General features: G+C 55.7%; 20 protein-coding genes, 1 tRNA gene and 1 pseudogene. 10 read left to right on the top strand and 12 right to left on the bottom strand.

Annotated elements, in window-relative coordinates; all coding sequences use genetic code 11:
* Positions 1-12 precede the first annotated feature (12 nt).
* The 5 genes from ACP7A4_RS19785 to ACP7A4_RS19765 all read left to right on the top strand — a co-directional run bounded on the left by ACP7A4_RS19785 (position 13) and on the right by ACP7A4_RS19765 (position 3,113).
* Entirely contained in the window at positions 13-372 is a 360-nt protein-coding gene (locus ACP7A4_RS19785) for a DUF4810 domain-containing protein (protein WP_048365872.1), read from the top strand.
* The gene (locus tag ACP7A4_RS19780) at positions 369-1,016 is read left to right on the top strand and encodes a DUF799 domain-containing protein (RefSeq protein ID WP_048365871.1); all 648 of its coding nucleotides are present in this window, start codon (positions 369-371) and stop codon (positions 1,014-1,016) included. Before ACP7A4_RS19785 ends, ACP7A4_RS19780 begins: the two co-directional genes overlap by 4 nt.
* Positions 1,017-1,118: 102 nt before the next feature.
* Positions 1,119-1,286, top strand: coding sequence for a DUF2986 domain-containing protein (locus ACP7A4_RS19775; protein ID WP_426248022.1), 168 nt, complete (start codon positions 1,119-1,121; stop codon positions 1,284-1,286).
* A gap of 432 nt (positions 1,287-1,718) precedes the next feature.
* Positions 1,719-2,141, top strand: coding sequence for a hypothetical protein (locus ACP7A4_RS19770; protein ID WP_426248021.1), 423 nt, complete (start codon positions 1,719-1,721; stop codon positions 2,139-2,141).
* Between the two features lie 477 nt (positions 2,142-2,618).
* On the top strand, positions 2,619-3,113 hold the full coding sequence (locus ACP7A4_RS19765) for a hypothetical protein (RefSeq protein WP_426248020.1): 495 nt from the start codon (positions 2,619-2,621) through the stop codon (positions 3,111-3,113).
* Here the strand turns inward: ACP7A4_RS19765 and ACP7A4_RS19760 are convergent.
* From ACP7A4_RS19760 to ACP7A4_RS19750, 3 genes and pseudogenes are all read right to left on the bottom strand, one after another.
* Complete coding sequence (locus tag ACP7A4_RS19760; RefSeq protein ID WP_426248019.1) at positions 3,091-3,813, bottom strand: hypothetical protein; 723 nt, start codon at positions 3,811-3,813, stop codon at positions 3,091-3,093. The genes ACP7A4_RS19765 and ACP7A4_RS19760 overlap by 23 nt on opposite strands.
* 49 nt (positions 3,814-3,862) lie before the next feature.
* Positions 3,863-4,882, bottom strand: coding sequence for a phage major capsid protein, P2 family (locus ACP7A4_RS19755; protein ID WP_426248018.1), 1,020 nt, complete (start codon positions 4,880-4,882; stop codon positions 3,863-3,865).
* Between the two features lie 241 nt (positions 4,883-5,123).
* Positions 5,124-5,576 (bottom strand): annotated as a pseudogene (locus ACP7A4_RS19750) (GPO family capsid scaffolding protein); the annotation flags it as partial.
* 147 nt (positions 5,577-5,723) lie between these two features.
* On the opposite strand from ACP7A4_RS19750, the gene ACP7A4_RS19745 reads away from it, so the two are divergent.
* Positions 5,724-6,191 carry an ogr/Delta-like zinc finger family protein gene (locus tag ACP7A4_RS19745; RefSeq protein ID WP_426248017.1) on the top strand — a complete coding sequence of 156 codons (468 nt, stop codon included), beginning with the start codon at positions 5,724-5,726 and terminating at the stop codon, positions 6,189-6,191.
* 250 nt (positions 6,192-6,441) lie between these two features.
* On the opposite strand, the gene ACP7A4_RS19740 is transcribed toward ACP7A4_RS19745, so the two are convergent.
* The 8 genes from ACP7A4_RS19740 to ACP7A4_RS19705 form a co-directional block, all read right to left on the bottom strand.
* A complete protein-coding gene (locus tag ACP7A4_RS19740; protein WP_426248016.1) occupies positions 6,442-7,146 on the bottom strand; it encodes a hypothetical protein in 705 nt (234 codons plus the stop codon).
* Positions 7,147-7,498: 352 nt separating this feature from the next.
* Positions 7,499-9,532, bottom strand: a complete 2,034-nt coding sequence (locus ACP7A4_RS19735; protein WP_426248015.1) for a DUF927 domain-containing protein — start codon at positions 9,530-9,532, stop codon at positions 7,499-7,501.
* The gene (locus ACP7A4_RS19730; protein WP_426248014.1) at positions 9,522-10,550 is read right to left on the bottom strand and encodes a toprim domain-containing protein; all 1,029 of its coding nucleotides are present in this window, start codon (positions 10,548-10,550) and stop codon (positions 9,522-9,524) included. The genes ACP7A4_RS19735 and ACP7A4_RS19730 overlap by 11 nt, the downstream gene beginning before the upstream one ends.
* The gene (locus tag ACP7A4_RS19725; RefSeq protein ID WP_426248035.1) at positions 10,547-11,005 is read right to left on the bottom strand and encodes a hypothetical protein; all 459 of its coding nucleotides are present in this window, start codon (positions 11,003-11,005) and stop codon (positions 10,547-10,549) included. The genes ACP7A4_RS19730 and ACP7A4_RS19725 overlap by 4 nt, the downstream gene beginning before the upstream one ends.
* Positions 11,002-11,217 carry a helix-turn-helix transcriptional regulator gene (locus ACP7A4_RS19720; protein ID WP_263273042.1) on the bottom strand — a complete coding sequence of 72 codons (216 nt, stop codon included), beginning with the start codon at positions 11,215-11,217 and terminating at the stop codon, positions 11,002-11,004. Before ACP7A4_RS19720 ends, ACP7A4_RS19725 begins: the two co-directional genes overlap by 4 nt.
* 644 nt (positions 11,218-11,861) lie before the next feature.
* Positions 11,862-12,239: a DUF3775 domain-containing protein gene (locus ACP7A4_RS19715; protein WP_426248013.1), complete on the bottom strand. Its 378-nt coding sequence runs from the start codon at positions 12,237-12,239 to the stop codon at positions 11,862-11,864.
* A 66-nt stretch (positions 12,240-12,305) separates the two neighbouring features.
* On the bottom strand, positions 12,306-13,679 hold the full coding sequence (locus ACP7A4_RS19710; protein WP_426248012.1) for a tyrosine-type recombinase/integrase: 1,374 nt from the start codon (positions 13,677-13,679) through the stop codon (positions 12,306-12,308).
* Positions 13,680-13,775: 96 nt separating this feature from the next.
* Positions 13,776-13,862, bottom strand: a tRNA-Leu gene (locus tag ACP7A4_RS19705).
* Positions 13,863-14,169: 307 nt separating this feature from the next.
* On the opposite strand from ACP7A4_RS19705, the gene ACP7A4_RS19700 reads away from it, so the two are divergent.
* The 4 genes from ACP7A4_RS19700 (at position 14,170) to ACP7A4_RS19685 (ending at position 17,406) form a co-directional block, all read left to right on the top strand.
* The gene (locus tag ACP7A4_RS19700; RefSeq protein WP_426248011.1) at positions 14,170-15,216 is read left to right on the top strand and encodes a DMT family transporter; all 1,047 of its coding nucleotides are present in this window, start codon (positions 14,170-14,172) and stop codon (positions 15,214-15,216) included.
* A 49-nt stretch (positions 15,217-15,265) separates the two neighbouring features.
* Positions 15,266-15,850, top strand: a complete 585-nt coding sequence (locus ACP7A4_RS19695; RefSeq protein ID WP_426248010.1) for a DedA family protein — start codon at positions 15,266-15,268, stop codon at positions 15,848-15,850.
* Positions 15,851-16,017: 167 nt separating this feature from the next.
* A complete protein-coding gene (locus tag ACP7A4_RS19690; protein ID WP_426248009.1) occupies positions 16,018-16,560 on the top strand; it encodes a DUF4174 domain-containing protein in 543 nt (180 codons plus the stop codon).
* Between the two features lie 237 nt (positions 16,561-16,797).
* Positions 16,798-17,406 (top strand): LysE family translocator, encoded by a 609-nt coding sequence (locus ACP7A4_RS19685; RefSeq protein WP_426248008.1) that lies wholly within the window; start codon positions 16,798-16,800, stop codon positions 17,404-17,406.
* Here the strand turns inward: ACP7A4_RS19685 and punR are convergent.
* Entirely contained in the window at positions 17,400-18,323 is a 924-nt protein-coding gene (gene punR, locus ACP7A4_RS19680; protein WP_059762349.1) for a DNA-binding transcriptional activator PunR, read from the bottom strand. The two genes, ACP7A4_RS19685 and punR, sit on opposite strands and share 7 nt — an antisense overlap.
* Between the last annotated feature and the right edge of the window lie 25 nt (positions 18,324-18,348).

Here is an 18,348-nt window from a genome sequence, read left to right as displayed (position 1 = left end):
AGCAGTACAAGGATGAGCAAGGCAGTCAAGTTGTCGCTGATGCTGGCAGGATTCATGATAGTGGCCGGTTGCCAAACCGCGCCCAAACCGCTGTATCAGTGGGAAAGCTATCAGCCGCAAGTGTACGAATACTTTAAGGGTGAACCCAAGGAGCAGCAGGTCGAGGCACTGGAGCGCGATCTGCAAAAGATCAATGCCAGCGGTCGTTCAGCTCCGCCCGGTTATCACGCGCATTTGGGCATGTTGTACCTGTCGATGGGCAAGGATGATCAGATGGTGCAGCAGTTTCGCACTGAAAAAGCCTTGTTTCCCGAGTCCGGGCCTTACATGGACTTCTTGCTCAAGAACGCCAAGGCCGGAGATACCAAATGAGTGCGCGTTATTTAGCGGTGTTGTTGAGCCTGGCCTTGCTGGGCGGCTGCGCAGCCCCCAAAACCATCGACTACGCGGCGTTTAAACAAAGCCGTCCGAAAAGCATCCTGGTACTGCCACCGATCAACGAGTCTCCCGAAATTCAGGCCTCCTACAGCCTGGTGTCGCAGGTCACGTACCCGTTGGCCGAGGCGGGTTACTACGTGCTGCCGATTGCGTTGGTGGATGAAACTTTCCGCCAGAACGGGCTGACCACGGCCAATGATATTCAGGCTGTATCACCGGCCAAGTTGCAGGAAATCTTTGGCGCGGACGCTGGGCTTTACATCACCGTCACTGAGTACGGCACGCGCTACATGCTGATCGCCAGTGACACCGCTGTCACGGCCACGGCAAAACTGGTGGACCTGAAAACGGGCACCACGTTGTGGACCGGTGTGGCTCGGGCTTCCAGCGAAGAGGGCAACGGCAACGGGGGAGGCATTATCGGTATGTTGATCACGGCTGCGGTCAAGCAGGTGATTAACAGCTCCACCGATGCTGCACACCCTATTGCGGGTGTAGCCAGTGCCCGATTGCTGTCGGCTGGCCAGCGCACCGGGATCCTGTATGGGCCTCGATCGCCCAAATACGGTTCGGACTGATTGCGGCAGTGTCAGTGGCGCCCGCACCGGCCACTGACACACCGTGTCGGGTAAATTTTTTAAATGGACGTCCTTCAGAGCAGGCACGTTGAGTACTGAAATATGAATCGTCGCAAAAAAATAACGCAACTCTTGAAGGCTCACGCTAAAAAAGCCAGTGCCAAATTGGCACCGAAAAACAAGGTTAAGTACATCAGCAAAGCTGACCGCATGAAACTCGCGGCTGAACCCGAACCCGTTCGCGGCGAAGAAATGCCCGTTGAGGAGTGACGTGTTCCGGTCAGGTTCCAAGAGCAGTCGTATGTTGAGTTTTGGTAAGTGGCAGGACGCCAGGGATGGGGCGAAAAGGATAATTGCGGAACTAAAAACAAAGGGCCTGCATGAAGAATCTCATGCAGGCCCTTGATTTGTTTGGTGCCGAAGCCGGGATCGAACATACTGCCTACAGGCCACGTAAACAAGGAGTTCGCTATAGAAAACTAATGAAAAGTATCCTGTTGGGTATCCCCAAGCATTTTTTCATCCCCGCTTTTTGCCCCTGCTTGCCATGGTTTGCAAATCACAATTCCAGGCCGCCAGACGCTGACCGTGAAAGAACTGCATAGGCGGGAGCCGATGGTATTTGAAATATCCAGGATTGCTCTCTCAGGCGATTAGCATTAAAACTGCCCAATTAATCGAAATTGATGGTATGGAGGCCGCATGGTGTTTGAATCTCGCCCAGTCAGGGAGCTTGATGGTTGGCATTTGAATTACGCAGTTGCAAGGTATGTATGTATTTACAACGTCAGAACTGCGTTTCATTTGCCCAACAAATTCTATGTTGAGGAAGATGACTTCAAGGTTGTGGAGGTCGTAGTCGACGGTGAGAAGCGTCTAGAACGCGTGCCTTGTGTCAAGCGCCTAGATTTCCTCCCGGTCCAGCATAAAATTTATAGTGAGCCCGTAATTACTAAGCTGAGACTGGTCGCTGTGAAGTGCGATGAAGGATGGTCTTGTGAGGTGGACGGATTTGAGAAGCTATTCAAGCATTTCCATAAAGACATTGCGTTGTTGAGGGCAGCGGTAGCGCTATGCACTAAATCTGAAACCGTTGAAATACCAATCGATTCAAGGTTCAAGTAGCTTCAAATTTTTATAGACCCGCCAATGTGCGGGTTTTTTATATCAGCAGGCCAGGCCTGCACTATGTCTCCGGGAGACAGCCACAAAAAACGAAAAACCCCGCACATTGGCGGGGTTTGTCGTTTGCGGGCTTTCAGAACGGTGTGTCAGGGAGGGATACACAGAACCAAGCAGGTCGATAGCAGTATCAACAGAGGCTGATTACGTCAGCAGTCAAACGGTAGCACCGGGTGCAGCCAAATACACTCGCGTTTATGGCAGATAGGACCGGGTAGGAAAAAAACTCTCGGGCCAACGCAAAACGCCAGAGCGCGCAATTGTTGGGCTGGGCGTTACAGGTTGACGCGCTACTGACTGAGAGCCCCTGACAGATAAGCTCTCATAGCTCTCGCAGCAGTTCGCTAGGGCGTCCGCTTGGGGCACGCCACACACTGTAAGCCCTGGCTCCGGAAAAATTGGCGCAAAAGGAAAAACTTCATGAAAAAGCACTTATCCCCCTCCCGCCGACGCGCCTTGCGTGTTTTTTTTGTGAAAAACTTTTGGTTGTGCAATCAATACTCCAGCCCAGGCGGGCCGTGGGGCTTCGCAGACAATGGCCCATTTCATTTTGTGCAAAGTTTTGCAAAAAAATGCAAGGAAATTGCAACGACTGCGGCGGGCCTGGTGGGGTGTTTCAAACCGCCAAAGCCAGCGCACATAGGGGGTTGGCCGGATTTTTCAAAAGTGAATCGCTCGCGTCTTGTGTGCACACTGGCGAATGACTCGCGGTCATTGAAAACCCTGGAGGCCTTGCATCGCGTGGCTTGTAGACCATTTCACAGAACTTTGGCAATTTCATTAATTGTCGCGCTGCAGCCAACCGATGCGCGGGTCAAAAACGGCCAGACAGAAGAAAGCCGCACGGTGGCGGCTTCTAAAAAACACGGCGATAACTACTGGCTTGCGGGGCTTATTCCTTGCGTGCCTGCCTGAGCCTCATCAGGTCGCCGGGTGTGTCTACCAACACCTCTCTCTGGACAGTACTCGGCATCACTGCCAAGGCGGGGGCCTGTATGTCATGTTCGGCACCGTCAAATAGCTTTTGGACTTCCTGACCGAACGTCCGCCAGGTGAGTTCCTGGGTTTTCGCCTGTCTTTCGCGTTGACCGTTGCAGCTCGACAACACTCCATCATGCTCATCAATGCTTTTGAGGAACAGCGCCCGAGACAAAGCAAATAGCTCTAAAAGAGTCTCCCGGACGCCTTCCCGTGCAAGTGCATTTGACAGCAGGGTCTGTTGATACGCTTTGTTGATCGTGCCAGGGACATGCACCAGTTTCATGCGGGCTTCTGCCAGCTGAATCAGTACCGCACCTTGGACGCCGCTTCGCGCTTCGGCAGTGAGGCGCAACGCACGGGCATCCTTTCTAAGCTGTGCGCTACGCTCGATTTCTTCATTGATCTTGACTTGGTCAATGGTGGCGGATTGCGCCATAGCCTTCCAAGAGGCGTCCGTGCGGTCGGCCCGTCCCTCAAAGGTGGATGCCTGTTGCTTGAGCCGCTGTTCTTCTTGCACTAGATCGGTGAGTCGATTCTGTAGACCCGTGTAAACGCCAAGGTCTTGCTCGAAACGGGTCAACTGTTCCAGAAGTTCGGCGCTCAAATCGTCGCGGTCAATGGTGGTGAGTTGCATGGTGTTCCCTTTGAATATTCATGTGCAGGTGTTCGCGGATCGGTGGGGCTTACCCTTCCAACTCGATGTTTTCCGCCATGGCAAGTTTCTCAAGCTGCTCAATCACATAGCCTTCATTGCGGCTGTTGTAATCCTCGACCCGTGAGCGTTTCGGATTCTCGATCATGTGACGCCGCCAGCTTGAAGCCTGGTAGTAAATAGACAGGTTTTCCCAACTGGTGACCAGTACGGCGTGGTCAGGGAAGAACGGCACGCTAAAGGCGGGCAAACCGCCATAGGTGGCGATGACCTGGGCGCCCTCAATCCGCTCTTTCTCGGTCGGGGTATCGCCTTGCTTGGCGTACAGCTTCGCCTTGTCAGCGGCCAGCAGGTCGCCGCCGATGATTGCTATCAGGTCACCCGCGTCACGAAACACTAGGTCAATCATTTGCTTAACGTCATGAACCAAGGCGTCGAGGTTGGCATAGTCGCCACCCACGCCGAGCCGGATTTTTCCAGCGGTGGTGCCTTCTTTGAGTACCTGGGCCGGTATCTGCTCACGGGCCTGCTGGAGCCACCCTTTGTTCACGTCTTGGAGCATTGGATATGCGGTGATATCAGTTTGCGGTGCCGCGTGAGTGCCATGGAATCCGACCAACATACGGTCAAGAGCAATCTGTTTTTGCACTGACCCTGTGTAGCGGTCTTGGAAGTCCGGGAACTTGGCCCAGGCGTCGATTTTGGCGTATGGCAATGCAACGTCTGACTCGGTTGACGCCAGTTCGTAGGAGGCGTTTTCCAGGCTGGAAAAGTCCTTGGCCTCACGCTCTGTAGTCTTGGTGTTGGTGCGGCTTGTGACGGGGCTAGATACCCCGAGAAAAACCTTGTCGCCTTTGATTTCACTGACCGGCACCACGTTGATGCGTTCTAGAAAATCGGCCTTCGCAGTGATCTTGTCATTGAGTTCCTGAGCAACGGACGGCTCGACCGCAAAGGTCCGTGTAACAGTGTCGGTGTTGTAGGTTTCGGCAATGTCGTCTTGCAAGTTCAGGTACTTGGAATGGGCGCTAGAACTGAGGCTTCTGCTCACAAATGCTTCCTTTTTCGTCGGGGTAGACGGTCGCTTGATTGAGTGGTGTTTCTGCCGAAAGCCAATGGCGTTTAACGGGCAGAGGATTCAAAGGCGCGGGGCCAGGCTAAAGCACATGTCGGCCTGGCTTGGGTTTCTGGGCCATGCTTCGCCGCTCTCTGATGGCGTTTACGTGGAGGCTTAACTCCCGAGTCACACGCTTGAGGCTGGCTGCTAGTTGCTTGCTACGAATCGTTGAGCGAAGTGGCATCGACGCGGTGCGATAGGAGGTCTTGTGCGTCCGATGGGAAAAGTACAGTTCCTGCGTGCCAAGGCTGGCAGGCTCGTCAGTGACGGCCAGGCCGGTCATATACGCTCGACCCGAATTCGCAAAGTTCGGCGTGATTTCCACACTGGAAAACAGCTTTTCCCCATCGCTGTTTAACTTGAGCAATCGGGCGTTGGGTTTCATCTGTACTTCTAGGGCCACCTGGCCCTTTCCAAATGCGGGATCGTCGTCAATCAGTCGCGCCGCGAACACGGTGCCGTGGGCACCATTGCAGCGCTGATGTTCAACCCAAATCACAGCGGTGTACGTCGATGGTCTGTAGGTTTCTGCGCAGTCGCGCAGTTCCTGCGGTGTGATTTCTCGGCCATCGGCAGTCGGTCCGCTGGTGGCGACACGTTTCCAAGTAGAAACAAGTGATCGGGGCATTAGGTGCATCCCTGGGCGTTGGTGGTGTGGGTAACGACAGAGTCCGGCGAGCTTCTAGAAAATCGCCTAAAACACTACATGTAGTGTCTTATAGGAAATTATGACACGATATATTGTGCTTTAAGAAAAGAATGAAAGGAGTGGTGAGTGCGAATCTATTGCAGCAAGTGCAATTCAAAGGCGGTCGCCTCTGAGCATGAGGAGGTGTCGCTTGGGTCGAGCAAGTTTTATTGCCAGTGCCTTAACGTCAAAGAATGCGGCCATCGCTTTGTCATGAGCCTGGTGTTTTCCCACACGCTGACACCGGCTGCCGCGACAGTTGAGCCGGTTTTGCTTGAGCAGCCACGAGAACTGCCGCCACGGGTTTATTGCAATAAGTGCGGGTCGAAGGCGGTAATAACCTCGCGGGACGGAGTGTCCGCCGAGTTCGCCAAACTCTACTGTTCGTGTCGGAACAAAAATTGCGGCCACCGCTTTGTCACTACTCTGGCGTTCTCCCACGCCCTAGTGTCGGTATCAACGCCGATGGACCGCCTGCTGTTCGATCATCTGCGCGGGCTTCCACGTCAACAAAGGCGCGAAATGTTTGAACAGCTTGGAATGTCTTCGGCATAAGCGTGCAGCCCAAGCAACGGGCACGCGAAATACTCGACCAACTCGGCATGTCGAGGTAAGCGACCAACGCACTACAAAACAGAATATGTTCCTGTGGTTTCAAAAAGCTGGGGAACATGGGGAACAAAGGCTCTAGTGCGGTACTTTCAGAGACTTTCAAAGGTGGAGAACTGTTCCCCATGTTCCCCAAAAACGGCCCAAATGGACCGTTTTTGATAGAAAGCTGTCGTGGTGGGTAGCTGTCGCGCCGTCACGATTTAGGCGGTTGGAATTGTTCATACAGCGCTTCGTATCTAGCGCGAATGACTGCACCGGCATTGCAATGAACTGGGCTGCGCAGTCGATGGGCAATGCACGAATGACACGTTCGCAAATGGGCCAGGTATTCGTCATGGGCCGCAACCCAATCAGGCATCGGACCATCAGCCGGACCAGACTCCAGCACGGCCAACGGGGCATCACATCCAGACTCCAGCACGGCCAACGGGGCATCACATCCAGACTCTGGCGGCGTCCAGCCGCTTGCACGGATCAGCTCAGCGGCCAGGTGAGGCGCGACCTCTGAGCACTCCGCCGCGTCCCCGGTTGTGATCCGGCCCGAAGACACCAGATGTTCAGGCGAACACCCCAGCAGCCAGGCCACGCGGTCAATCCATCGTTCTGGCTGCATCGGTGCAAATGGCGCTCCGCTCACTGCAAGGCCCATCAGAACCCGGCCAGCCTCCCCAGCGGTTAATAAGCGGTCTGCGCACGGCACCGGCACTACTCGATCAAGCAACGGCCCATAGCGCTCTCTGGCAAGCGTTCGGACATGTTCTAGGCTGGCATCAGGGGCAAAGGTCATTTGCACCGTGTGCCCGCCCCTGAGAGCGACCAGCCATAGCCAGCACCTCACGTTGTGTTCCTTCTCGGCAGTAGCGGCCATGCGCTCAAACAAGCCAGCAAGTACGCCCATTGCGTCACCTCGCTCTGTTCGGGTTGAAAAAGCCGGGGCCTGAAAACGTAGACCCCGGCGCTAAGGTCCAGGGAATGCGGGGATTTCCTTGGTTGGCTCTGGCGCTCATATATTCACAAAGTGGTGTGTGTTCCCCATGTCCCCACTTTTTTTATAGAGAGTGAGCGCCCGAAAGTACCGGTCTAGAGCCGTTGCGCCTCTTGTTCCCCATGTTCCCCAGGTGTTCCCCAATCATTTTCCTTAATAATTGGCCTGAGAAGTCCGATTTAGAGCCTTTGTTCCCCGTGTTCCCCGTGTTCCCCAAGGTTTTAGGTTCCTTTAGATATAGGGGTTTATTGGCAGATATAGGCGCTTATTGCTCGATAGCGCTATAACTGCGACCGCCATCAACCTCCATGGCTTCCGGGTCTAGAACGTACAGGCCGGTACTTCCACCACCGGGCAAACGACACCGCTTGGTGTTCCTGACCCTGTCCTTTTCATGGTCGCGCTTTGCTATTGCGCTGACCCCGTCCAGTGCGAGAACTACGCGGGCCAATCCATGCCCGTGAGTCGCCTCGGCCAAACCCGTTCGGCTGAACAAGTACAGGCGTTTTCCGCACGGTAGAACCTCCCAATATCCGGCGCGGTTGAAGACTTTAATGTCTTCGCTGCTGCCGTGAATGTCCGAAAAACGGCTACTGCCGTGCCGGTCGATAAAGTCCAAAATGCCCGTTAATATCTGGCGGTCCTCGGCGTTGCCACCCCCAACCTTATCCAGCCATTCGCCGTACAGCAGTTGGCAGTCCTGCAAGGCACTGCCTTCGGCCCAGGGCAGTAGCCCGTAAGCGATTGCCATTTCTCCGGCCAGTGCTATCACCGCGAATCGGTCAGCCACCCGGCCAGCTTGGGCGCTGTCGGCAACGAACAATGTTCGCACCCGTGCAAAGTCATCGAGCAGCCCCGGCATGTCACCACCGGCAATCAAACGTTCGACAAATACCGGCCCCAAATGACCGTGGTGAGTGTTGGCCGCGACGGACAGCAGCCTGTGGAAGTTGGCCCCCTCAAACCCGTGCAGGTTGTCAAAAGCCCGGTGTGGTCGAGTGCCCGCATTTACGTCAACCATGCGCAGTTCAGCCCCGGCATGCGCTGAGTTCCCCGATATGGCCGCATGCTCTGACAGTGAACGCTCGCCACTGGAGAGGGTCAGCAGCCGCCAACTGAGTTTGGCCCGTCCTTCACGCTCCCGCGTCATGGTGCCTTTACCCTGGCCGTTCGCCAGTGAGTAGGCCATTTCCTGCACACGCTTGGGGTCCGCTCGCTTGATTTCGTCGAGGGTCAACACCGTGTCATTGCGGCCCGACGCTTCGATTTCCAAGCCACCTTTACTCACGTCCCAACTGGCCGAAAACACGCCAGGATCACCCCATACGGACGCGGCAATAAGTTGAGCCAGTGACTTGCCGCTAGAACTGTCCCCCACCAGATGAACGCCGCCGCCCAGCACACCCACCAGACTCAACAACGGCCCCGCCAAGGCACACCCGATAGCCAAGGTCAGCACCGGATTACCTGCGCAGCGCTCGGCAATGTTGGCTTGCCATCCGGCCAAATCACCCTTGACGCAAAACAGCACCTGCCCACCGCCTGCCGCCTGGAATCTAACGCTGTCACTGCCGATGGTCCGGGACGGCAAAACAAAGGCCCCCGATTCATGCCATCCGGTGCGCCGGGTGGTGGTGATTTCGGCTTCTGGAGCCTGGTCCAATAGGTATTCCATAAACGCGCCGCGCTTCTTCAACCCGATCACCGCGCCCATGTTGAACAGGGACCGGCGAGCGTCTTCACCGCTGCCGCCGAAGACTTCCATAGGGACGATCCATTCCCGAATTCCCCGTGGCGTCACCAGTCGCAACAGCCTGCCGCAAGTGTCGTCGTCGCTGTTGACGGTGCGAGCCGTCACCGTGACGGGAGTTGCTATCCAGTTGTCAAAAATGTGGCTTGCCCCCTCGCTGCCGCCGCTGTCACTGTCGTCGCCGTCTCCTGCCGAACTCTTGAGGCCGTGCCAATAAACCCCAGGTCGCAGCTTGCGGCCACGCTCATTCGTGACCCACTGTTCGTACACACCCCAGCACGGGCGCTCTGGATCAATTCTTGGGGGCTGTGGCTCAACGTATTTCGTCTTGCGTGTCCGTGGCTTGCGGGGTGGATCGGTGCCATCGGTTGACCCTGCTGCGCCGCCAAGGTCGATGGTTCCGTTAACCTGCGGTAAAGATTCTTCCAGCGAATTAACCGCCGGATTATTCTTACTGGTCTTTGCGGTAGCCAACGGCTTATCTGTGGTCGGTGCGTCAACCTTAGCCGTGTGGCTTTGGGGCTCCCCGGTTGGCTGCTTAGAATCCATTGGAAGCCTCCCAGCAATGCAGGTCGTTGAAGTCAGAAAGCTCGACCGGCGCATCACTCGGCCACTCTGGAAAGATCAACATGGACCCGCTCGCCAGTGCTGCCGCATTGGCGGCTGTGCGCCCTGGATTGCCATCTGTACGGCGGTCATCATCACCGGCAATCACCATGCCCAGGTTAAGGCCGTAGTGCCCACGCAATGCCAGTGCTACGGAGCGCAAATTGCCCGCATTCATGGCGCACGCCACGCTATCAACGTCGCCGTATTGATCGAGCAAAGTTGCCCCAGTGGCGAAACCTTCGCATAGATGCACCCGCTTGCCAGCCTGGATACCCCCAAGGAGGCAAAACGCGCTATGCACCTGACCACCGGACAAAAACAGTTTCGTACCGCCCGCCGTGACGCGCTGAATATTCACCAGTTCGCCGGTCACGTTGCGCAAGGGAATCAGCAGTTCTGTACCAGTTTGGCGAATGCCGTGGGGTTGAATGCGCTTTCGCTCAAGGTAGGGGTGCCGTGGGTCTGCTGGATCACCGGATTGCCACAAACGCCTTGCATAAATGGCGGCGGCTTCCTGCTTTTGTCGCTTCACCATGGCTTCCATGGCCGTGCGTTGCTCTGCCGCAAGTGTTGCAGCGGCCAAGCGTTTGCGTTGCGCTTCTGCGCGGCCAGGGTCGACGGGGCAACCCTCCAGGGCCTCAAGGTGCAAACCAAAACGGCGGGCCAGGTCGCGTGCCGCTTCGGTCTGCCGCACACCCCAAATGTACGCGGCCAGTGAAACCAGATCACAGCCCCCGTCACCGCACGCGAAGTCGTGCCACCGGCCATCAGCGAGCGACACTGAAAAGCTCCCCGCGTCACGGTCTGCCCGCGTCGGATTGCGTGCCCACCATTCGCCGCCCTTGGTGGTGTTCTTGAGCGTGCCATCTGGCAAAAGATCAGGCACAAGGCTGTTGGAATACTGCAATGCCACCGTGGATACGGTGCGTATGGCGTCGACAGTTCTTTGAGTAGTCACGCGGCCACCTCCCCGGATTCCAGGGCGCGGACGATTTCCATATGGGCGTTGTAACGTTTGAGGCGGACGGACAGGGAGGAGTTTGCGTGTAGAGCGGCGAGAGCCATTGCACGGTGTGCAGCAGCGCGAGATTTGGACGAATTGAGGCTGAGGATACGACGCTTGGTCATGGGGAAAGCTCCTTTGTCTGGGGAGCTGCCACGGTTCGCCGTCAAACGAATAAGGGTGGCAGCTATGCGCAGGTTGACGGACCGGGGACAAAGGAACCCGGCATACCCGAAGGTATCCCGCGCACAGCCGCCATAAACAGGATGTGCGAGCACAAAAAAAGCGCCTGCAATCGTGATGGGGGCGCCTATGCGCCAATGTCTGATCGGGCCGTCAAACCCGGTCGCTGAATTTGCAGCGACGGCGGCACTGTAACGGCAGTTTTTGCGATTGGCAATAGCGCTCATTCGTCAGCACTCCCCGAAACCTTGTCGTCAATCCATGCCTGAATGTGTGTCGCGGGCCAGGCTACCGAGTTCGCGCCCAGGCGCACCGGGGCTGGAAACTCTCCGGCGCGGGCCAGTCGATAGACTTGGGTTTTGCTCAGTCCAACAAGCTGGAGTACGGCAGGAAGTCGCAGCAAAGCCGTGGCTTGGGATTGAGTTTTTTGCGTGGTCATTCGTATTGCGTCCTTGAGCAAATGATTGAATGACCGAATGTGACCGGTTTGGCATATTTAATAAAAGTTCAATATATTCAGTAGGTTACTGAATATTCTTGACCGATTGGTTATTGACTCATTACCCGTCAGCGCGAAGTGCCTGGGCGAATACGCGAAGTTGGCCATGCTGCCACCCGACAGTTTCAAGGGTGCGAGCAACGGCCATATTGGCGCTGTAGCGATTGAGACGAGAGCATCATGGGAGTTAGCGCGAATGGAGTTCGCAGCTATAACGAATAGAGGGGCGGCTACGCGCAAGCTGTGTAAACAGGCCCGTAGGGGTGCAGCACACCTGTTGGTGTCAAGCACATTGCCGCCAAAAACTTGAGGGCGGACAGGCATCAAAAATACCTGTCGTCCTTATTCGGACGCTGGTTGCGCCCTGTCTTCATTGGGTGACCAAACCCACGTTGCCCAGTGTCGGCAACGGCGGCACTTTAGCCGGATATTTGGCGTCGGGCAAGGCTTGGGGACCGCGAAAGGGAGGTCAAACGGCCGTATTCATCGGTGGGATGGTGGCCGGATTTACAGGCAAAAAAACCGCCCTTTTTAAGGACGGTTCTTTCGCAAGTTCAGTCAACGAGTCAATAACGCTGTGATCCTTAGACTCTAATTTGCCTTAACGCATTATCCAAATAGTCAGCAAGGGCCGGACTCTTTCCGGTGATTTTATCGGCTATTTCATCGTCTTCATCGCGCTCAAAAATAGCTCGCAACCGAGCAACACCGGCTTCTGGCGCCTCATCACTGGCATCCCCTCGACCGTAGTATGCAAGAGCAATCAACTCCAGCTTTTTCTCCCGACTTAATGGCGCAATGGCGGCAGCCAGCTCGCGCTCTTCGGCGGTTCGATGGAAGATTCGTTCCAAATCGATATCGGCTATATGCACTACTTCTGGACCATCTTCAAACATGGCCCGCGAAAGGTCAGCGATCTTGCGAATCTCACTCGATGATAGGTGTTTCAGCTTGTAGGTCATGGTGAATCCCTTCGTGTGGTAAGGCGGCAATATGCCATTAAGTAAAGCGAAGTGCTAACCCGAGAGTCATGCACTGCGAAGGCTGATCACGTTTTTTCCGGTCGGGTTTGCGAACTCAAATGGGGATATGTGCCTTTCCCGATTCGCATCAAGATAGTCAGCCCACCACTGCACCATCAGCCGCCGTTCTTCCAAGTGTTCCGCCTTGTGGATGTACGCTGCCCGCACACCGTTGCGCTCTTGGTGGCTCATCTGCCGTTCAACCGCATCACGCGACCACATCCCCGATTCCACCAGTGCGCTACAAGCCATGGCACGGAACCCATGCCCACATACTTCGGTTTTGGTGCAATAACCCATACCACGCAATGCCTTGTTGACCGTGTTTTCGCTCATTGGCTTGTAGTGGTAATGGTCGCCTGGGAATACCAGTTCAAAGCCAGAAGAAAGGCCCTTGATCTGCTCAAGGATGTCCGTAGCCTGGCGCGATAATGGCACTAGATGGGGTGTCCCCATTTTGGCTCCTCGCTGAGAGTGCTTGACCCCTTCGATGGCTTCCCGGCTGCCGGGGATCGTCCACAAAGAACGGTCCGCGTCAATCTCTCCCCAGCGGGCAAACCGAAGCTCGCTTGAGCGAATGAATACGGCCAGGGCCAGGCGAACAGCCAGGACCGTGAGCGGTCGCCCGCCGTAGCTGTCAATCCGGCCCAAAAGTTCAGGAAGCCGTTCAAACTGAAGCGCGGGACGGTGAACCGTTTTCTTGGTGGCAATAGCCCCGGCTAGGTCTAAAGCCGGATTGTAATCAATCACGCCGTTCTGTGCGGCGTAACGCATGATGCAGACTGTCCGCTGTTTCAGCCGTGACGCTGTGTCGAGCGCTCCACGCTTTTCGACTAACCGAAGGGGGGCAAGTAGGTCGCGGGTTTTTAGGTCAGCAACTGATCGCTTTCCAATGGCTGGAAACAAGTCGGCCTCTAGTTCTGAAAGTACGCGGGCTGAATGCCCAGGCGACCACTTGAGCATGCTAGCGTGCCAAGCCCTGGCGACGGCCTCAAAGTTGTTCAGGCTTGCCGCTGACCTGTCGGCCTTTTTCTCACGCGCAGACTCAATCGGGTCAATTCCATTGGTGAGTAGTGCGCGTGTCTCGGCACGACGGTCGCGTGCCGCCTTGAGTGAAATTTCCGGGTAAACACCAAATGAGGCCAGTCCAGCCCGGCCATCTGGCTTGTTGTACTTCATCCGCCAGTATTTACCACCAGACGTTTTGACCAATAGGTACAGGCCCTGGCCGTCAAACAGCTTGTATTCACGATCCTTTGGCTTCGCCGTCGAGCATCGAATGTCTGTTAGTGGTGCAATAATTTTCGGTATTTTTAGGGATACTCCATTAATCGAACCGGCGATATCCCGAAATGTATCCCCTGAGGGATGGGTTTGCATAGCACTGGATGGCACTCCCTGGAACGACAAACCCCGCACTAGGCGGGGTTTGTTTGGTTCTTTTGGGACTGCTTGGCACTCCCTGGAACTGCTAAATGGTGCCCGAAGCCGGAATCGAACCGGCACGTCCTTTCGAACGGGGGATTTTAAGTCCCATGCGTCTACCAATTTCGCCATTCGGGCGGTAGCGCTGTGCAGCGCGTCAGGGAGGATGGGACTTTAATTGCTTAAAGTGCTCAAGAGCCTGCGTGACAGGTGGACGAATATATAGAGGCTTGTGCAATGAGGCAAGTTCGATAACGTCCATTTATGTACATTTTTTTACCCGAGCGCCTCATAAAAATGTCGAAAAATCATGAAGCTATGAACGCCCACTGTTGGTGGGCAAGGCGTCGGCTGTCTTAAGGCAGGCATCGGCCTGGCTTATCCGCCGCCTCCCCAAGCAGGTTTAGGCTAGGGTATTTGCAGGTTTGCAACTGTAGTAAGCGAAATGAATACGAGTGTGATTTATGCGCTGGTGGCTGCTGCGCTGTTTGGTGCAAGTACTCCGCTGGCCAAGCTGTTGGGCACCGATATTTCCCCTGTGTTGTTGGCCGGGTTGTTGTATGTGGGCAGTGGCGCGGGGGTGTTGCTGGTGCGTTGTGTCAGAGACCGTGGCTGGAAATCGTCAGGGTTAAGTGCTTGCCAATGGCCGTGGTTGCTGGGTGCCATTGCATTTGGTGGGGTCATGGGCCCCGTGGCGTTGATGTTTGGTTTGACGCGCACATCCGGCGCCACAGCGTCTTTGATGTTGAATCTGGAGCCTGTGTTGACGGCGTTGCTGGCGTGGGTGGTGTTTAAAGAAAACGCCGACCGCCGAATTGTCTTGGGTATGTTGGCGATTATTGCGGGCGGGGTTGTGTTGGCCTGGCCGTCAGTTGGGGTGGGCGTTGGGGGGCAGTCCTGGTCAGGGCCGTTAGCCGTGGCGTTTGCCTGCCTGTGTTGGGCCGTGGATAACAACTTGACCCGCAAGGTCTCGGCTTCTGATGCGCTGTATATCGCGGGCGCCAAAGGTGTGTTTGCCGGTGGCGTCAATTGCGCTATAGCTCTGTCGCTTGGCGCCCAACTGCCCGCATTGGCGGTATTGACGCCGACTTTACTGATCGGTTTTCTCGGCTATGGCGTGAGCCTGGTTCTGTTTGTGCTGGCACTGCGCGGCCTGGGGGCTGCACGCACCGGTGCGTATTTTTCCACAGCGCCTTTTTTAGGCGCGGCGCTCGCGATCCTGGTGTTGGGTGAGTCGGTGTCGCTCCCGTTCTGGTTGGCTGCTGCATTCATGTCTGTGGGGGTGTGGTTGCATTTGACTGAGTTGCACACGCACGAGCATCACCATTGGTTGATAGAGCACGCCCACCGTCACCATCATGATGAACATCATCAACACGAACATGTCGAAGAGGTGGCGAGGGATAAGCCCCACAGCCATATGCATGTACATCTGCCGATCAATCATAGCCACCCGCACTTTCCGGATATTCATCATCGGCATCGGCACTGAGGTGCAAAATCGCTACCGTTTAACCCCTCAATGGAGTCATTGAACGCGCATGTTTGAACACTTGGATTTCAATTACCTGCTGGCAACCTATGGTTATCTGGCCATTTTTATTGGCTGTTTGCTGGAAGGCGAGACCATTCTGATTTTGGGCGGTATGGCGGCCCATCAGCATGTACTCAAGCTGCTGCCGGTGATTGGTTATGCCAGTTTGGCCGGGATGCTGGGTGATCAGTTGCTGTTTTGGACCGGCCGCTACTTTGGGGAACGCCTGTTACCCAGGCTGCACAAGCAACAGGCGGCCATAGATAAGGTGACGCACCTGGTGAATCAACACCCCACGGTGTCGATTTTTACCGTGAGGTTTCTCTACGGCATGCGTTTGATGGGGCCGATGGTGATTGGCGCGTGCAAGGTGTCGCCCCTCAAGTTTGCGTGTATCAATCTGTTAGGCGCGCTGGTATGGGCCACGCTGTTTGCCAGTGCCGGATATTGGGCCGGGGAGTTCCTGCAACACGTATTGGGCGATCTTAAACCGTACCGTTGGCCTATCATTTTGGGGGTGATGGCGTTGGTGGTGGTTGTGGCACTTGTGCGGCATGTCAGGGCTAAGCGCAAAGCTGCGCAAGAGGGGTAAAGCGACTCGCACCTGTATGTAGTTGCAATGAATAACCCCCAAAGGCAAAGTTCGGGAGCGCTGGTGACGTGATAAATCCCTTGGCCTAGACTCTTGGCAGGCAGACCGGGGAGAAGGTCTTCAACGTCTGCTCACGCCCCGGTTCGATGATGAAAAAGGAGGTCTGGATGCTTATTCGCGTGATGATTCTTGCTGGCGTATTGTTGTCTGGCGCCGCACAGGCTGCTGACATTGATAGCCCCTTGAAACAGGACATTGGAAAGTATCGCCCGCTGGTTATTTTTGCTCGTACGTCTGCTGACCCCACATTGAAAACGTTGAAAGAAAACCTCGAAGAACAGACCACGCAGCAACGGCTCAAAGACCGCAAGATGGTGTTGTATACGGTTGAAGGTTTGAGCGGTAAACGCGACGGCAAAAACCTGGAACAACCAGAAACCATGGCGCTGATTCGGGGGCTCAGTGTAGGTGTCATCAACAGCACCCAAGTCCTTGTTTTTGGCAAAGACGGCCAGCCTGTGCCATTACCTGCCGACACACACGACCTCAATATCATCTTCAGCGCAATTGATAACTTGCCTGCTCAAGAGAAAGAGTACTCAAGGCCTGAGGATCTGGTGACCCCACCCGATAAAGCTAAAAAAGGCAAAGGCGAGACCGCTGTAAAAGCGTCCCGGCCAGCGAAAGCCCCACAGCCTCTGGATGATTGAGGTTGAACAATCTGCGAGCAAAAAAAGGCCCGCTGGGGGAAGCGGGCCAAGAGGGATTCACTAAAGGAGTGGGTTCAATTTAGGCTCTGGAATGTGAACGGCGCGTGAAAAACATGTGCTCAAAACAGAAAACGCTGGCCAATGTGTGCGGTACAAATACGCCTCAGCTGTAACGCAAGTCTTGCCCGGTGATCCGTTAGGGTGTGTTCAACCACCCTTTAAACACCGGACGTAAACATGCCGTTCTCCCTCGAATTAATCTCAGCGTTTGTGTTGTTTGCGTTCGTCTCCTCCATCACCCCTGGTCCCAACAACACCATGTTGCTGGCCTCGGGCGTTAACTTTGGGTTTCGCCGAACTCTTCCTCACGCATTGGGTATCAGTTTTGGCTTTATGTTTTTGGTATTGGCGGTGGGATTGGGTCTGGGCGGGGTGTTCAAGGCCGTGCCGGTGGCTTACACCGTATTGCGCTACCTGGGCGCCGCCTACTTGTTGTATCTGGCATGGAAGGTCGCCACCAGCGGGCCAGTTTCAACTACGCAAAATGTACATGGCGCACCGTTGAGCTTTTGGGGTGCAGCCGCTTTTCAGTGGGTCAACCCCAAGGCCTGGGTGATGGCGATCGGTGCAATTACCACGTACACCCCCTCGCAGGGATACATCGTCAATGTGTTCATCATTGCGCTGGTGTTCGCGGTGATCAATTTGCCCAGCGTCTGCGTGTGGGCAGGCTTTGGCAGTGCTTTGCGCTCCGTGCTGACCAAGCCCAAGTGGTTATTGGCATTCAATCTGAGCATGGCGCTGCTGTTGGTGCTGTCGTTGTACCCGATCCTGTTTGATCACTGAGCACCGCACTCGGCATCATTGAGCCACTCCTGACTCAGGGTGTCAGTGTCGCCGAGGTACTCCAGCAACCAGCTCATGGCCGGGGAATGGTTGTTTTGTACCCAGGCGATGCAGGAGGGGCTGGCGGGGAAGGGACGTTGCAGGTGCAGGGCCACCAACTGCCCTTGTGCGATCAGAGGTTGAGCCAGATGCGCAGGCACCATGCCAACACACAAGCCTTCGCACAGGCAGGCCAACGCCGTCGCCCAGTCAGGGACCATCATTCGCCGTTGGTTGTCGAGCGTCCAGGTGTCGCGTTTGGGCAGGTTGCGTGATGTGTCATCCATGCACAACGAGGGGTAGGGCCGCAGCTGTTCATCACTGAGCAAGCCTTGGCAGGAGGCCAGCGCATGATCAGGGCTGGCAACGCATAACCAGTGTAGAAACCCCATGTCGCGAAAGGCAAAACTGCCCGCTACCGGGATGGCACGCGTCGCGCCGATGACGATGTCGGTGCGGCCATCGACCAGGGCGTCCCACACGCCGTTGTACACCTCGTAGCGAATAATCAGTTCCACGTCGGGGAAGTGTCGGTAAAAGTCGATGGCCATTTGCTGGCAGCGCGGTTGCTTGGTGATGGAGTCCACCGCGACCCGTAACTGGCCGCTCCAGCCATTGGCCACTTGCTGGCACAGGCGACGCGTGCCGAGCATTTTTTTCAGCACGTCACGGGCTTCTTTGACAAATAGCTGACCGGCCGGGGTCAGCTCCACATCCCGGTGACGGCGCACAAACAACGGCACCGCCAACCACACTTCCAGTTGACGCACCGTATAACTGATGGCCGATGGCACCCGATGCAGCTCTTGGGCTGCGCCGCTGAAGCTGCCATGCCGAGCTACGGCATCAATGACATCCAGAGAATATTCAGACCACACAGTTTTGCCTTCGAAATAATTGATG

It is taken from the genome of Pseudomonas sp. TWR3-1-1, from assembly GCF_049896545.1.
Taxonomy (GTDB): Bacteria; Pseudomonadota; Gammaproteobacteria; order Pseudomonadales; family Pseudomonadaceae; genus Aquipseudomonas; species Aquipseudomonas weihenstephanensis.
The sequence above is the reverse complement of the archived record's forward strand: the minus strand, read 5'-3'. Positions and strand labels throughout refer to the sequence as shown.

Excerpts from the sequence above, each read along its gene's own strand:
- ACP7A4_RS19740 (WP_426248016.1), bottom strand. The coding sequence starts at position 7,146 with ATGGGCGTACTTGCTGGCTTGTTTGAGCGCATGGCCGCTACTGCCGAG.
- ACP7A4_RS19695 (WP_426248010.1), top strand. The coding sequence starts at position 15,266 with ATGTTTGAACACTTGGATTTCAATTACCTGCTGGCAACCTATGGTTAT.
- ACP7A4_RS19720 (WP_263273042.1), bottom strand. The coding sequence starts at position 11,217 with ATGACCACGCAAAAAACTCAATCCCAAGCCACGGCTTTGCTGCGACTT.
- ACP7A4_RS19710 (WP_426248012.1), bottom strand. The coding sequence starts at position 13,679 with ATGCAAACCCATCCCTCAGGGGATACATTTCGGGATATCGCCGGTTCG.
- ACP7A4_RS19735 (WP_426248015.1), bottom strand. The coding sequence starts at position 9,532 with ATGGATTCTAAGCAGCCAACCGGGGAGCCCCAAAGCCACACGGCTAAG.
- ACP7A4_RS19775 (WP_426248022.1), top strand. The coding sequence starts at position 1,119 with ATGAATCGTCGCAAAAAAATAACGCAACTCTTGAAGGCTCACGCTAAA.
- ACP7A4_RS19725 (WP_426248035.1), bottom strand. The coding sequence starts at position 11,005 with ATGAGCGCTATTGCCAATCGCAAAAACTGCCGTTACAGTGCCGCCGTC.
- ACP7A4_RS19685 (WP_426248008.1), top strand. The coding sequence starts at position 16,798 with ATGCCGTTCTCCCTCGAATTAATCTCAGCGTTTGTGTTGTTTGCGTTC.
- ACP7A4_RS19785 (WP_048365872.1), top strand. The coding sequence starts at position 13 with ATGAGCAAGGCAGTCAAGTTGTCGCTGATGCTGGCAGGATTCATGATA.
- ACP7A4_RS19690 (WP_426248009.1), top strand. The coding sequence starts at position 16,018 with ATGCTTATTCGCGTGATGATTCTTGCTGGCGTATTGTTGTCTGGCGCC.
- ACP7A4_RS19780 (WP_048365871.1), top strand. The coding sequence starts at position 369 with ATGAGTGCGCGTTATTTAGCGGTGTTGTTGAGCCTGGCCTTGCTGGGC.
- ACP7A4_RS19765 (WP_426248020.1), top strand. The coding sequence starts at position 2,619 with ATGAAAAAGCACTTATCCCCCTCCCGCCGACGCGCCTTGCGTGTTTTT.
- ACP7A4_RS19760 (WP_426248019.1), bottom strand. The coding sequence starts at position 3,813 with ATGCAACTCACCACCATTGACCGCGACGATTTGAGCGCCGAACTTCTG.
- ACP7A4_RS19770 (WP_426248021.1), top strand. The coding sequence starts at position 1,719 with ATGGTGTTTGAATCTCGCCCAGTCAGGGAGCTTGATGGTTGGCATTTG.
- ACP7A4_RS19715 (WP_426248013.1), bottom strand. The coding sequence starts at position 12,239 with ATGACCTACAAGCTGAAACACCTATCATCGAGTGAGATTCGCAAGATC.
- ACP7A4_RS19700 (WP_426248011.1), top strand. The coding sequence starts at position 14,170 with ATGAATACGAGTGTGATTTATGCGCTGGTGGCTGCTGCGCTGTTTGGT.